This window comes from Algorimicrobium echini (genome assembly GCF_900115185.1).
GTDB classification, from domain to species: domain Bacteria; phylum Bacteroidota; class Bacteroidia; order Flavobacteriales; family Flavobacteriaceae; genus Algorimicrobium; species Algorimicrobium echini.
On the sequence record NZ_FOVN01000009.1, the window covers coordinates 22,177 to 35,899 of the forward strand.

Below are 13,723 nucleotides of genomic sequence, written 5' to 3' on the forward strand. Positions count from 1 at the left end.
ATGGAAGAAAATAAATTCAACTTTTCTGATGAAGAAATAAAGAAAGAAACAACTAGCGAAGAGGCTAAAAAAGCAGCAGCAGTTGAGGAGTCTAAAAAAGCAGTAAAAAAAGATGCCAAAGGGCTTTTTGAAAATATTAAAAAGTTCCTAATCGAATTATTAGATTTTCGTGAAGACACAGATCGTGACGAAACTACTGAAGCCATTAAAAAAGATATTTCATTCAAAGGTGCCACGGCTTGGATCTTGGTCTGTTCTATATTCGTAGCATCAATTGGATTGAATGCTAACTCTACAGCTGTTGTAATTGGTGCCATGTTAATTTCACCATTAATGGGTCCCATACTGGGAATTGGTTTATCGGTAGCAGTCAATGATATTGACACTATGAAAAAATCATTAATAAATTTAGCCATCATGATTGTGTTGAGTTTATTAACCGCCTACTTATTCTTTTGGTTATTTCCATTAAGTGAAGATACATCGGAATTACTAGGACGTGTACAACCAGATATTCGAGATGTTTTAATAGCATTTTTTGGTGGTGCAGCCCTCATTATTGCTAAAACAAAACGCGGTACCATTGCTTCTGCAATTTTTGGCGTAGCTATTGCAACGGCCTTAATGCCACCTTTATGTACGGCAGGTTACGGTCTTGCTAAAGCAAATTGGCCTTACTTTTTTGGCGCGATGTATTTATTTATTATCAATACTATTTTTATTGCGTTGGCCACATTTATTGTCGTTAAAGCACTCCGGTTTCCAATGTTGAAATATGCCAACTCAAAAAAGCGTAAGCGAACAGCTCAAATTGCTTCATTCTTGGCCATTATTGTTATGGTGCCAGCAGTATATACGTTTTGGAATGTATTGAAAGAAAGTAATTTTGATACTGAAGCAAAACGTTTTGTGGATAACGAGCTTAAGGGCTTACCACAATATGAGTATATTAAAAAGAATACCATCCCTAAATATAATGATGGAGATTCTTATATTGAATTTAACACTTATGGTTTAGGAGAAATTCCAGAATCTACAATTGGTGTCATTAAAAGCAGAACATCTGACTATCCTGCTTTAGCAAATACCCGTATTATTTTCAACCAAAGCCGAACGGAACAATATGATAATATGAAATTTATGGAACAATTACGTTATCGTGATTCTATAGATTTAATATCACAATCGCAAAAAATTAATAGTTTAGAAGATCGTCTTAAAATATTAGCCTTGTACGAAAAAAACTCCATCCCTTTTAATGAGGTTATCAAAGAAGTTAAAATTAACTACGAAAACTTGGAGCGATTTAGCTATGCGAATGAAATAGAATCTGATTTTGAAAAAACAGATACCATTTCGGTGTTCTCTGTTAAATGGAATAACGAAAAAATGAGTGCCGCTAATATTGCCAAAGAACAAGATAAACTAGAGCGTTGGCTGAAAGTAAAATTAAAATTAGATACGCTTGTTGTACGACAAATACAATAAGAAGAACTAGGCTCGCTCTTCCAGGTACATTTGGCGTACTTTTTTAAACAGTTCAGAGGAATACACAAAATTGGTTACGGCTTCATTATCGGTTTTAAAAATCGTTTTATTGGAGCCTTCCCACTCTTTTAAACCGTCTTTTAAGAATACTATTTTTTCACCTATTTCCATCACGGAATTCATATCATGCGAATTTATAACGGTAGTAATATCATATTCTTCTGTAATTTCTTGAATTAGATTATCAATAACCATAGCCGTTTTAGGATCTAATCCTGAATTAGGCTCATCACAAAATAAATATTTAGGTTTGTTAACAATAGCACGTGCAATAGCTACTCGCTTTTGCATTCCTCCTGAAGCCTCACTTGGATATTTATTATGAGCATCAGATAGATTAACCCGATTTAGAACAAAGTCTGCACGATCTTGCATTTCGCTTTTGCTCTGTTTCGTAAACATTCGTAAAGGAAACATCACATTCTCTAAAATAGTCATAGAGTCAAACAAGGCGCTTCCTTGAAAAACCATTCCCATTTCAGCTCGCAAGTTTCGTTTTTGATCCTCTGTTAATTCAGAATATATTTTACCATCGTAGGCTATGCTACCTTCTTCGGGACTAAAAAGTCCAAGAAGACATTTTAAAAAAACCGTTTTACCAGAACCACTTTGCCCAATAACCAAACTTGTTTTGCCTTTTTCAAAACTGGTTGAAACTCCCTTTAAAATATGAGCTTTACCAAAAGACTTATGTAAATTTTTAACTTCTATCATTAGCTTAATAATAATTGGGTTAAGATATAGTTACACAAAATAATCATGACACTGGTCCATACAAACGAAGTTGTACTCGCTTTCCCAACTTCTAGAGCACCTCCACGCATATAAAAACCATAGTAAGATGGTATGGTAGCTAGAAGAAATGCAAAAACAATTGTCTTTATAAACGCGTAGGTGATATGAAATGGAATAAAATCTAATTGAACACCGGTTATAAAGTCTTCTACAGAGCTAAAACCACCATAATAACAAGCGGCTAAACCGCCTACGATACCTAAAAACATAGCAATAGATATCACAAAAGGGTAAAGCATTAAAGCAATAAATTTTGGGAAAACCAGATAATTTAAAGCATTTATACCCATAACTTCTAAAGCATCTATTTGCTCTGTTACACGCATAGTTCCTATACTAGAGGTTATAAATGAGCCCACTTTACCTGCCATAATTATGGATATAAAAGTTGGTGCAAACTCTAAAATTACAGATTGTCTGGTTGCAAAACCAACTAAATATTGTGGAATTAAAGGGCTGGTAATGTTTAAAGCTGTCTGAATGGTAACAACACCTCCAACAAAAAATGAAATAAACGCAACAATACCTAATGACCCGATTATTAGGTCATCAATATCATTAAAAATTAACCTTTTCATGACGGACCATTTCGTTGGTTTACGAAACATTTCCTTAATCATTAAAAAGTAGGTGCCAATATTATGGAGGTATGTCATTCTGCTTTTTGTTCCTGCTAAAATAAAAAACTAAAATGTATTTAACGGTAATTTTAATTAGGGATATTTAAAAATCCTTACTTTTGAATTTTAAATTCCCCATCATGATGAAAAATAGTTTATATATTATAATTATCGCTATTTTATTTACGGCTTGTCAAGCTCAAAAACCAACCATTAACACAGCTGAAAACACCGAAAAAAAACTCGTATTTGAGAATCCGAAGCTAGTAGTTGGCATTGTTGTAGACCAAATGCGGTATGATTATTTAACACGTTTTTATAATAAATATTCTGATGGAGGGTTTAAGCGCTTGATGAATAATGGATTTAACTGTAAAAATAATCATTTTAATTATATTCCAACGTATACTGGACCAGGACATGCTTCCGTTTTTACTGGCACCACACCAAAATATCATGGCATAATAGCAAATGATTGGTATGATAAAGAAACAAAAGAGTTTGTGTATTGTGCTGGTGACGATAATGTGCAACCGCTAGGTACCATGGATGATGCTGGCAAAATGTCTCCACATCGGATGCAAACGACTTCTTTTGCAGATGAAAACCGTTTATTTACACAAATGAAAGGTAAAACAATTGGTGTATCCCTAAAGGATAGAGGTGCTATTTTGCCTGCTGGTCATGCTGCTAATGCAGCCTATTGGTTTCATGGCCAAAATGAAGGACAGTGGATAAGCAGTACATATTATATGAACCAACTACCTAATTGGGTTGCTGAATTCAACAAGACGGATACTGCAAAATCCTATTTAAAAGTCTGGAATACGCTTTACCCTATTGAAACTTATACGGAAAGCGGACCCGACTTGAATGCCTTTGAAGGCGGTTTTAAAGGTCAGAAAACCGCAACATTTCCTTATGATTTAGATCAACTGAAAAATGATAATCGTGGTTTTGATATATTAAAAGCCACACCATTTGGCAATAGCTTAACAACTGATTTTGCCATGGCAGCCATTTCAGGTGAACAGTTAGGTCAGGATCAAATTACAGATATTTTAACTTTAAGTTTTTCCAGTACAGATTACGTAGGCCATAATTTTGGTGTTAATAGTAAAGAGATTGAAGACACCTATCTACGCCTAGACCTAGATATTGAGCGCTTTTTAAACTATTTAGATAAAACGGTAGGTGTTGGAGACTATACCGTATTCTTAACTGCAGATCATGGTGCTGTTGATGTCCCTTCTTATTTGACATCTGTAAAAATTCCATCTGGATATTTAAAAAACAGTGATACAAAAAAAAGGTTAAGCACGTTTATGACTAATCACTTTGGTGCTGACGATTTGATTGAGAACATAAGCAACAATCAAATATTTTTAAACCGCACAAAGTTATTGGAACTAAAATTAAATTTAGCCCAGGTTCAAGAAACTATTATTAACGAGTTAATAACGTATGAGCATATGGCAAAAATTTATTCAGCAACAACCATGAGTAACGTTTCTTTCTCAACAGGTATTGAGTCCTTATTACAGAATGGTTATAACCAAAAACGTTCAGGAGACATATTAATGGTTCCAGATATGGCTTATATTTCATATAGTAAAACGGGATCTACACATGGCAGTGGTTTTAACTATGACACCCATGTACCGCTATTATTTTTTGGCAAAGGTATTGCTCCTGGAAGCACTTACAAAAAAACAGTTATTCCAGATATAGCTCCTACTATTTCAGCTTTGTTAGGGATTAGTTTTCCTAATGGATCTACAGGTAAACCTTTAGAATTTGTGATTGAAAATCAGTAATACTATTTCTCTTCCAATAAGCAATTTAATATGACTATTTACGATATAAAAAATAGTTATTTACTAAATCAATATAAGTTTCTTTCGCTTCGTCTTCAGAGATGTTTTGAATTTGAAACAAGGCATTTGTTTTAAAAGCTGTAATGAGAGGTTTACTACTGCTTGGTCTACTATAATCATTAGTTGCTTTTTTATAGTATGCATACAAACGCAATAAAAAATCTGCAGGAAAAGGCTCATGATGATCGTTAATTCTATCAACAGCATCTTTAAAGGCGATATCTAATTCTTCAGAAGTCATTATTTTTCTGCTATAATACTTTCAGCACCACGAACTTTTTGATTGAGTGACACATTAATTTTGGCGTCTAAAGGTAAAAACAAATCGACTCGTGAACCGAACTTAATAAATCCAGAATCGCTACCTTGATTTACTTGCTGTCCTTCTTTAGCATAGTTAACAATTCGTTTAGCCAGAGCTCCTGCTACTTGTCTGTATAATACAGGTCCAAAAACTTCATTTTCAACAACAACCGTTGTTCGTTCATTTTCTTCACTTGCTTTAGGATGCCATGCTACTAAATACTTCCCAGGATGATATTTACTATATACCACTTGACCTCCTATAGGATATCGGGTAACATGTACATTTACTGGCGACATAAAGATACTAACTTGAATTCTTTTTTCCTTAAAAAATTCTTTTTCAAATACCTCTTCAATAACAACCACTTTTCCATCCACTGGCGAAACAACGGTATTATCATCATAGGCTGTTTGCCTTTTTGGGTTTCTAAAAAACTGTAAAATCAGTAACAAAAAAACTAATAAGGCTATCATGATAATCATATTTAGCCATGGCAAAACTACGTAAGTATCCGTAATTAAAAACAACGCTACAACAACTATGAGCGTGATTAAAATAATTTTATGTCCTTCTTTGTGAAACATATTATATAACTTCTAAAAACAAATGAATAAAAGGTGCTGCAAAGATAATACTATCTAGCCTGTCTAGCAATCCGCCATGCCCAGGCATAATAATACCACTGTCTTTAACACCTGCTTGACGTTTAAACTTGGATTCAATTAAGTCTCCTAATGTACCAAAAACACTGATAATTATTGCTAACATTAGCCAATTATTAAAACTCAATGTTTCTGTAAAGGTAGCAATAAAATAGCTAGCTACGGATGAAAAAAATAATCCACCTATAAAACCTTCAACCGTTTTCTTTGGAGATATCTTTTCGAAAAGCTTTTGCTTTCCAAAATTTTTACCAACTAAAAAGGCAAAGGTATCATTAACCCAAACCAGGATAAAAGCACCTAATAAAATAAACGGATTGTATTCACTATTATAATTAGCAATAAGAATTAAAAACACAAATGCACTTGAAAGATAAAATGTAGCTATTAAAAAGCGTTTGGATATAAATAGTGGAATTGTTTTTGCAGTAAACAAATCTTTTATAAGTATGAGTTGTACAAATATGGTAACCACCTGAAGAATTTGAGTGGCTTCACTTAAACCGGTATCTGATTTCATAAAAAATTGCCAATAGCCGAAAACTAAATACATTAGAATAAATATCACATATGGCAAAATAGATTTATAGCCTATTAATTTCTTAAATTCTCCCATACAAATCAACCCAAAAACAAAAAAGAGTATAATTAAAGCATGCTCATTTAACAGGGACACCATTAATAAGGTAACATATAATAAACCCGTAAAGGATCTTACAAGGATTTCTTTCATGTTATAAATCTTCTAAAAGAAGTAGGTATAAATTTTTGGAATTACTTCCATAACTCATAAAATCATTTTCTTTTTCTTTGTTTTCTGAAGTTTTAAAATGTTTTATAGTTGTAATGTTGGTGGGAATTTTTTTTGAACTATTATTTTTAATACCACGAAGCCCTTCTCCAATATTAGCAGTTATCTGACTTGTTGTGGCGAAAACAATAAAATTTTCTGGAAATTCAATTAATTTTTTCTCCGCTATTTGATTAGATGATATTAATAATGAACCATCATCAGCAATTAAGTTCTCACAAGTTGTTAAAAAATATTCGGCATCGTTACTTGTTCTAGTAACTTTTAAATCAGAATTTTTGAATTTAAGATTTAGTTGGTCATCATAAATCAAAACCTTTTTTTCCTCCCAATCGTTTTCTAATATAATATTATTTAAGCTATCAAAAACTTCATCCAAATTTTCGCAATACAGAAATTTACCACCATTGGCCTTGAAGTTTATTGTAAACCGCTCATCTATTGGTAGTTTTATTTCTGGCATGTATTTGCCACGCTCATTAGATTTCAATTCACTTTCTGAATCATCAGATTTGGAACCAAAAATTTTTCTAAATAGACTCATTTATGTATTTGCTATTAATCCGAGTATTTTAAGGTGTTTTTCAAATATAAAAAATCTTAAACGAACCGTAAGGCTAATTTAAGATTTTAAATAAATGTTAACAGATAAATTTTAAAATATTATTCTTCTTCGCCTGCAATTATTGGTCCATCAAAAGATCGTTTCCCGAATATTTTTTCTAAATTATCTTTAAATATGACTTCTTTTTCCAATAAAACATCAGCTAATTCGGTCAATTTATCCTTGTTTTCCTCAAGAAGATTAATAGCACGTTGGTACTGTTCTTCAATGATTCTAGAAATTTCGTTATCAATAAGTTCTGATGTTTTTTCACTGTAAGGTTTTGTAAAACCATATTCGTTTTGACCAGAAGAATCGTAATACGTTAAATTTCCAACCTTATCACTTAACCCATAGACTGTTACCATAGCTCGAGCCTGTTTAGTAACTTTCTCTAAATCGCTTAATGCACCAGTTGAAATTTGATTAAAAATAACTTTTTCTGCTGCACGACCACCTAAAGCAGCACACATTTCGTCTAGCATTTGCTCTGGTCTAACAATTAAGCGTTCTTCTGGTAAATACCAAGCTGCTCCTAAAGACCGTCCTCGAGGCACTATAGTAACTTTTACTAATGGTGCAGCATGTTCTAACATCCAACTTACAGTAGCATGTCCAGCTTCATGAAAAGCAACAGCCTTTTTCTCTCCTGGTGTAATGATTTTATTTTTCTTTTCTAAACCTCCTACAATTCTATCAACAGCATCTAAGAAATCTTGTTTATCCACTGCTTTTTTGCCATTTCTAGCAGCAATTAAAGCTGCCTCATTACAAACATTGGCTATATCAGCTCCTGAAAAACCTGGTGTTTGCTTGGATAAAAAATCTAAATCTAAATCTTCAGCTTTTTTAAGCGGTCTTAAATGAACTTCAAATATTTCTTTACGCTCACGCACATCCGGAAGATCAACAAAAATTTGTCTATCAAAACGTCCTGCACGCATTAAGGCTTTATCTAAAACATCTGCTCTATTGGTTGCAGCCAATACAATTACGTTCGTATTGGTTCCAAACCCATCCATTTCGGTTAATAATTGGTTTAATGTATTTTCCCGTTCATCATTAGAACCGGACATATTATTTTTTCCACGAGCACGACCAATGGCATCTATCTCATCAATAAAAATAATGGCAGGTGATTTTTCTTTAGCTTGCTTAAACAAATCACGTACTCTAGATGCTCCAACACCAACAAACATTTCTACAAAATCTGAACCAGATAATGAAAAGAATGGCACTTTAGCTTCACCTGCAACAGCTTTTGCTAATAAAGTTTTTCCAGTCCCTGGAGGTCCTACTAATAAAGCTCCTTTAGGTATTTTACCACCTAAATTAGTGTATTTTTCTGGGTTTTTAAGAAAATCAACTATTTCCTGAACTTCTTCTTTAGCTCCTTCCAAGCCGGCTACATCTTTGAAAGATGTTTTTACATCTGTGTTTTCATCAAATAATTTGGCACGGGATTTACCAATATTGAAAATTTGGCTTCCAGCTCCACCACCAGCTCCACCAGACATGCGTTTCATAATAAAAATCCAAACTCCTATTAGAAGCACAAATGGCAATAATCCAATTAAGAAATCACCCCAAGCATTCTGTTCTGTTTTGTACTCAATCTGTGGTTTTGGATTTAAATTTTCCGTTTGAATGACATTCGCGATGTCATCTTCAAAATTCTGAAGGTCTCCAAATTCAAAACGATAGTTAGGCAATTTAGTTGCCGTTGGCAAAAGCGATGTTGGTTTGGATTTTTTATGGACATCTTTAGCTTCTGCTTCAGGTGTTAAATAAACTTTAGCTTCACGCCTGTTAACTATTTCTACTTTATCTACATCACCATCTTTTAGGTAAGTCATGAATTCAGATGGTGTGGTTGGATTTGTTTCATCAAAACCCGTACCTCCTAAAACTTGCACAACGATAAATAAAACGATGGCTCCTCCATAAATCCAATACATATTGAATTTAGGCTTCTTATTTTTATTATTTTTTGTATCCTTTGTCATTAATATCCCTTAATAGTTTGTTTCAATTACCGTTGTTTTTGCATCACCCCAGAGGCTTTCAATATCATAATACTCACGAATATGTTTCTGAAAAACATGAACTACAATGTTCACATAGTCCATTAACACCCACTCGGCATTATCCGTTCCTTCAATATGCCAAGGCTTATCTTTGAGCTCTTTACTGACTTTTTTCTGGATGGAGTTTACAATGGCATTTACTTGCGTGTTTGAAGTACCCTCGCATATAATAAAGTAATCGCAAACCGTATTTTCAATCTCGCGTAAATCTAATATATTTATTTCTTTTCCTTTTACGTCCTCAATTCCGCTTAAAATAGTAGCTATCAATTGGTCTGCACTGATTTGTTTTTTTGCCATTCAATTAATTTAATTTGTGCAAAGTTATTATTTTTTAGTTCTTTATACCGTAAAAAAATCATAAGATTTTAGGTCTCTATTCAATAATTTACTGAATGCATATAATCAAACTTAATGCCACCGATTCTACAAACTCGTATTTAAGAGCATTAAGCACCCGTAATACACTTGCTGATTATACTATTGTTACCGCAAAACACCAAACAAATGGACGTGGACAACGCGGTACAAATTGGGAGTCGGAATCAGATAAAAACTTGATGTTTAGTATCTTCAAGAACGTTTCATTTCTAGATTTTCAAGATAATTTCTTTATTAGCATGGTAACGTCTTTAGCTCTTATAAAAACCTTGCAACAATTTTTAATACCCAAATTAAGCATTAAATGGCCTAACGACATTTTGTCAGAAAACAAAAAAGTATGTGGCATTCTTATAGAAAACACAGTCAAACAAAATGCCTTTGGTGGCACTATAATTGGCATTGGATTAAACGTTAATCAAACACAATTTAATGGACTTCCTAACGCCTCTTCTTTACAGTTAATTACCGGTACTCATCTAAATACTGATGAACTCCTACTTAATATTGTTAGTAATTTGAGATTTTACTTTAAATTACTAAAAACCAATCAAAAAACACTTTTAAAAGAGACTTATGAAGGGTATTTGTTTAGAAAAAACAAACCTTCGACTTTTAAAAGCTTGGATGGGAATCTTTTTACAGGCTACATTCAAGGTGTTACCAATTCAGGAAATATTCAGATCCTTTTAGAAGACGAAATTATAGCCGAATTTGAACTAAAAGAAATTACCTTATTGTACTAAATCAAACTGCACTAGGCATATTATTGGCCAAAGTTTCAATAAATTTTGAAATGGGTCCTTTTATCATCATGGCCATCATAGCGTTAAACTCACCACTAAATTGCAGGTAGACTTCACTCGTGTTTGCATCAATCTCTGAAATATGACCTATTAAAGAAAAATCTAGTTTTCCGCCAGCTGCTCCTAGCACAATTTTATTAGGAGGTACCACTTCCTTCTTCTTTAATACAATTTCTGGCATGCCTTTTAAAGCGAATAAAAATTTATCTTCGCCTAAAACCTCGAATTTACTAATGTTCTCAGGCATTAATTTTTCGAAATTTTTAATATCAGACAAGAAATTAAAAACAGTTTCAGAAGACTTATTAATAGTTGTTTTAGGGGATTCTAAATTCATAATGTGATTTTAATCGTTGTTTTACTAATTATCAATTAGCATTCCATTCTGCAGGATTGGCATTCCAAGATGCCAAAATAGCTTGTTCTTTTGTAGAAATATAATTGGTATTAAAAGCTTGCTCTAATAGGGATTCGTAATCACTTAATGTGGTTAAATGAACATGCTCTTTTTCAAAATTATCTTTTGAAATTTGAAAGCCGTACGTAAAAATAGCCATCATGCCTTTTACATTAGCATGATTTTCTTTTAAGGCTCGTACTGCATTTAAGCTACTTTTACCTGTGCTTATTAAATCTTCCACGACAACCACATTTTGTCCTGGCTCTAAATGTCCTTCAATTTGATTTTGGCGACCATGACTTTTGGCTTCTGGCCTTACGTATACAAATGGTAGTCCTAAATACTCTGCAACCAACATACCTATTCCAATAGCACCAGTTGCAACACCTGCAATAACATCTGGCTTACCATATTGCTTTTCAATTTGTTTAGCCATAGTTTCACGAATGTAATTTCTTATTGGCGGATATGATAATACAATCCTATTGTCGCAATATATAGGAGATTTCCATCCCGAAGCCCAAGTAAAAGGTTCTTTAGGTTGTAATTTTATTGCATTTACCTGAAGTAATACTTCGGCAGTTTTTCTGGCGGTATCTTTATTAAAAATCATAGTGGCAAAATTACACTTTTTTACGTAAACTGCATTTTTAAAATCTGATTTAAAATTAATTTTTTAATTCTATGGCTATCCTATAATTTTTAATATTTTTACAAAACCTAATTGCAACAATTTACACTATGTATAAAGTTTTTGTTAATGATAAACCTATTATCTTAACAACCGAAGTAGAAAAAGAGGCATCTTTTAAAAACTACTTATTAAAATCTGTTGCTATCAACAAGGTTATTAAAGAACTTAACAAGAAGTCCGTTAAAGAAGTTCATCTTATACACTCTAAAGAAGAAAAATTATTAAAAAAATTCCTAAAAAAACTTCCTAATGTTATAGCAGGTGGTGGAAAAGTTTATAACGATAAAGGTGACATTTTATTTATCTTCAGAAATAAAAAATGGGATTTACCAAAAGGAAAAACCGAAAAAAAAGAAAGTATTGAAACCACGGCTATTAGAGAAGTAGAAGAAGAAACTGGTGTTGAAGGTTTAAAAATCACTAAACCACTTGAAACAACTTACCACATCTTTAAAAGAAATGGTAAATACAAAATTAAAATTACCTATTGGTTTGAAATGACTACAACCTATTCCGGCACACTTGAACCACAAGAAAACGAAGGTATCACTAAAGTTGCATGGTTGAATCCTGATGAGACTCAAGAAGCATTAAAAAACAGTTATGCCAATATTAAATTACTTTTTTAAATTTATTTAAATAAAGTCAATCCTCCACAAAAAGCCTATTCCACTAGGCATAACAAACCATAAATCATTCATTTATAATTTTTTACAACACTTTTTTTATGCTTATTTTTTAAAAAATATTGCTTGCTATTTCTTTTTTGTTTAACTTTATCAAATAATCTTTAAACAAAATATGATGAAATTAGAAACTACATTCAGATTTCCCAAATCTACCATCTTACTTTTGTTTTTATTTATTTTTTCCATTCAGTCTTATGCTAATAACAATTGTGGGGAAATTAATGGATTTGAATTTTCAAATGGTTCCGAAAGCATGGCCATTGAAAATGGAGGCGTCTATAACATTACAGACATACCCTCAAATGCTTTTATTAATCTATTAGTTGATGGCTACTCACAGAGTGTCCGGTATGCCGTTCGAAATGACAATACCAATGAATACGATTACATTACGGAAAATGTGGAGCCTTACACGTATCCGGCAGGTAACCGTGCTTGGAATCTAGGAACTGGCACTTTTACTATTCGTGCTGATCTTCACAGATATAACAATGGCTACGGACAGCGATGTGACAGAGAAATGATAACCTTTACAGTAACAGAAACTTGTAATGCTTTTTCTGGAACTGCAACAGCAACCATGTCTAACGTGTCTTTAGTTGATGGTATGGCTACTATTTCAGCGACACCGAACGGTGACGCAGTAATTCCAGATGGCTTTACTCTTGGATTTGTTTTAACTTTTGGTGAAGAACTGGTTATTGTGGATGGCGATGATATATCATCTTTCCCAGTTACAGAGCCTGGAAACTATACCATTCATCCATTTGTTTACAATCCTAATACTTTAGATGTTGGTATTGTAGAATTTGGTGTTACAACTGGTGTAGACGTACTTGGATTAATCTCTCAAGGTGGTGGCGACATTTGTGCATCTCTTGATGTTGCTGGTGCACCTGTTACAGTTGAAAGCTGTGAAGCTGACGCTGGAACACTTATAGCAAACATGGACACGGCTTGTTTAGTAGATGGTATGGCGACTATTTCTGCCACATCTAATAACGATGCTAATATTCCAGATGGCTACTCGTCTATTTATGTATTAACGCAAGGTGACGGTTTAGTAATTGTTAATGCTGGTGCAGAACCAAGTTTTGACGTTACAGAAGATGGCAATTATACCATACATACGTTAGTGTACAATCCAAACACGTTAGATTTAGGTATCGTAGAATTCGGTGTTACAACCGGTTTTGATGTCTTCGGACTTATTATTCCGGGGGGTGGAAACATTTGTGCTGCTCTTGATGTAGCTGGCGCTCCTATTTCTGTTGAAAACCCTATGGCTGGAACATTAACAGCTGATATGGATATGGCAACTTTAGTTGATGGTGCTGCTACAATTTCTGCAACACCTAACGGTGATATCAATATTCCTGATGGCTATTCTTCAATTTATGTTTTAACGCAAGGTGATGATTTAGTTATCGTAAATGCTGGTG

At 33.3% G+C, this 13,723-nt stretch carries 15 protein-coding genes; 5 read left to right on the forward strand and 10 right to left on the reverse strand.

Annotated elements, in window-relative coordinates; translation table 11 throughout:
• Positions 1-1,488, forward strand: a complete 1,488-nt coding sequence (locus BM239_RS14800) for a TIGR00341 family protein (RefSeq protein ID WP_092210030.1) — start codon at positions 1-3, stop codon at positions 1,486-1,488.
• A 6-nt stretch (positions 1,489-1,494) separates the two neighbouring features.
• On the opposite strand, the gene BM239_RS14805 is transcribed toward BM239_RS14800, so the two are convergent.
• Both BM239_RS14805 and BM239_RS14810 read right to left on the reverse strand, forming a co-directional pair.
• On the reverse strand, positions 1,495-2,262 hold the full coding sequence (locus tag BM239_RS14805) for an ABC transporter ATP-binding protein (protein ID WP_092210032.1): 768 nt from the start codon (positions 2,260-2,262) through the stop codon (positions 1,495-1,497).
• Entirely contained in the window at positions 2,262-2,999 is a 738-nt protein-coding gene (locus BM239_RS14810; protein ID WP_092210035.1) for an MlaE family ABC transporter permease, read from the reverse strand. Before BM239_RS14810 ends, BM239_RS14805 begins: the two co-directional genes overlap by 1 nt.
• Positions 3,000-3,106: 107 nt before the next feature.
• Here BM239_RS14810 and pafA point away from each other — a divergent pair, with 107 nt between their 5' ends.
• Positions 3,107-4,780: an alkaline phosphatase PafA gene (pafA, locus tag BM239_RS14815; RefSeq protein WP_092210037.1), complete on the forward strand. Its 1,674-nt coding sequence runs from the start codon at positions 3,107-3,109 to the stop codon at positions 4,778-4,780.
• A 34-nt stretch (positions 4,781-4,814) separates the two neighbouring features.
• On the opposite strand, the gene BM239_RS14820 is transcribed toward pafA, so the two are convergent.
• The 6 genes from BM239_RS14820 to rsfS all read right to left on the reverse strand — a co-directional run bounded on the left by BM239_RS14820 (position 4,815) and on the right by rsfS (position 9,611).
• On the reverse strand, positions 4,815-5,081 hold the full coding sequence (locus BM239_RS14820) for an acyl-CoA-binding protein (RefSeq protein WP_092210038.1): 267 nt from the start codon (positions 5,079-5,081) through the stop codon (positions 4,815-4,817).
• Positions 5,081-5,731: a phosphatidylserine decarboxylase family protein gene (locus BM239_RS14825; RefSeq protein ID WP_092210040.1), complete on the reverse strand. Its 651-nt coding sequence runs from the start codon at positions 5,729-5,731 to the stop codon at positions 5,081-5,083. Before BM239_RS14825 ends, BM239_RS14820 begins: the two co-directional genes overlap by 1 nt.
• A 1-nt stretch (position 5,732) precedes the next feature.
• Positions 5,733-6,542 (reverse strand): phosphatidate cytidylyltransferase, encoded by an 810-nt coding sequence (locus tag BM239_RS14830; RefSeq protein WP_092210043.1) that lies wholly within the window; start codon positions 6,540-6,542, stop codon positions 5,733-5,735.
• Between the two features lies 1 nt (position 6,543).
• On the reverse strand, positions 6,544-7,164 hold the full coding sequence (locus BM239_RS14835; protein ID WP_092210045.1) for an LUD domain-containing protein: 621 nt from the start codon (positions 7,162-7,164) through the stop codon (positions 6,544-6,546).
• Between the two features lie 119 nt (positions 7,165-7,283).
• Positions 7,284-9,230 (reverse strand): ATP-dependent zinc metalloprotease FtsH, encoded by a 1,947-nt coding sequence (gene ftsH / locus BM239_RS14840; protein ID WP_092210046.1) that lies wholly within the window; start codon positions 9,228-9,230, stop codon positions 7,284-7,286.
• A 9-nt stretch (positions 9,231-9,239) separates the two neighbouring features.
• Positions 9,240-9,611 (reverse strand): ribosome silencing factor, encoded by a 372-nt coding sequence (gene rsfS, locus BM239_RS14845; protein WP_092210049.1) that lies wholly within the window; start codon positions 9,609-9,611, stop codon positions 9,240-9,242.
• Positions 9,612-9,706: 95 nt separating this feature from the next.
• Between rsfS and BM239_RS14850 the strand changes: the two genes are divergently transcribed.
• On the forward strand, positions 9,707-10,438 hold the full coding sequence (locus tag BM239_RS14850) for a biotin--[acetyl-CoA-carboxylase] ligase (RefSeq protein ID WP_092210051.1): 732 nt from the start codon (positions 9,707-9,709) through the stop codon (positions 10,436-10,438).
• Between the two features lies 1 nt (position 10,439).
• Here the strand turns inward: BM239_RS14850 and BM239_RS14855 are convergent, their stop codons facing one another.
• A complete protein-coding gene (locus BM239_RS14855; RefSeq protein WP_092210053.1) occupies positions 10,440-10,835 on the reverse strand; it encodes an SRPBCC family protein in 396 nt (131 codons plus the stop codon).
• 31 nt (positions 10,836-10,866) lie between these two features.
• A complete protein-coding gene (pyrE, locus tag BM239_RS14860; RefSeq protein WP_092210056.1) occupies positions 10,867-11,511 on the reverse strand; it encodes an orotate phosphoribosyltransferase in 645 nt (214 codons plus the stop codon).
• 128 nt (positions 11,512-11,639) lie between these two features.
• Here pyrE and BM239_RS14865 point away from each other — a divergent pair, with 128 nt between their 5' ends.
• Both BM239_RS14865 and BM239_RS14870 read left to right on the forward strand, forming a co-directional pair.
• Entirely contained in the window at positions 11,640-12,221 is a 582-nt protein-coding gene (locus BM239_RS14865; protein WP_092210058.1) for an NUDIX hydrolase, read from the forward strand.
• Between the two features lie 172 nt (positions 12,222-12,393).
• Positions 12,394-13,723: hypothetical protein (locus BM239_RS14870; protein ID WP_218151662.1), on the forward strand; the 1,330-nt coding region annotated here is incomplete at its 3' end.

Coding starts and splice junctions, on each gene's coding strand:
- BM239_RS14800 (WP_092210030.1), top strand. CDS start 1: ATGGAAGAAAATAAATTCAACTTTTCTGATGAAGAAATAAAGAAAGAA.
- BM239_RS14805 (WP_092210032.1), bottom strand. CDS start 2,262: ATGATAGAAGTTAAAAATTTACATAAGTCTTTTGGTAAAGCTCATATT.
- BM239_RS14810 (WP_092210035.1), bottom strand. CDS start 2,999: ATGACATACCTCCATAATATTGGCACCTACTTTTTAATGATTAAGGAA.
- pafA (WP_092210037.1), top strand. CDS start 3,107: ATGAAAAATAGTTTATATATTATAATTATCGCTATTTTATTTACGGCT.
- BM239_RS14820 (WP_092210038.1), bottom strand. CDS start 5,081: ATGACTTCTGAAGAATTAGATATCGCCTTTAAAGATGCTGTTGATAGA.
- BM239_RS14825 (WP_092210040.1), bottom strand. CDS start 5,731: ATGTTTCACAAAGAAGGACATAAAATTATTTTAATCACGCTCATAGTT.
- BM239_RS14830 (WP_092210043.1), bottom strand. CDS start 6,542: ATGAAAGAAATCCTTGTAAGATCCTTTACGGGTTTATTATATGTTACC.
- BM239_RS14835 (WP_092210045.1), bottom strand. CDS start 7,164: ATGAGTCTATTTAGAAAAATTTTTGGTTCCAAATCTGATGATTCAGAA.
- ftsH (WP_092210046.1), bottom strand. CDS start 9,230: ATGACAAAGGATACAAAAAATAATAAAAATAAGAAGCCTAAATTCAAT.
- rsfS (WP_092210049.1), bottom strand. CDS start 9,611: ATGGCAAAAAAACAAATCAGTGCAGACCAATTGATAGCTACTATTTTA.
- BM239_RS14850 (WP_092210051.1), top strand. CDS start 9,707: ATGCATATAATCAAACTTAATGCCACCGATTCTACAAACTCGTATTTA.
- BM239_RS14855 (WP_092210053.1), bottom strand. CDS start 10,835: ATGAATTTAGAATCCCCTAAAACAACTATTAATAAGTCTTCTGAAACT.
- pyrE (WP_092210056.1), bottom strand. CDS start 11,511: ATGATTTTTAATAAAGATACCGCCAGAAAAACTGCCGAAGTATTACTT.
- BM239_RS14865 (WP_092210058.1), top strand. CDS start 11,640: ATGTATAAAGTTTTTGTTAATGATAAACCTATTATCTTAACAACCGAA.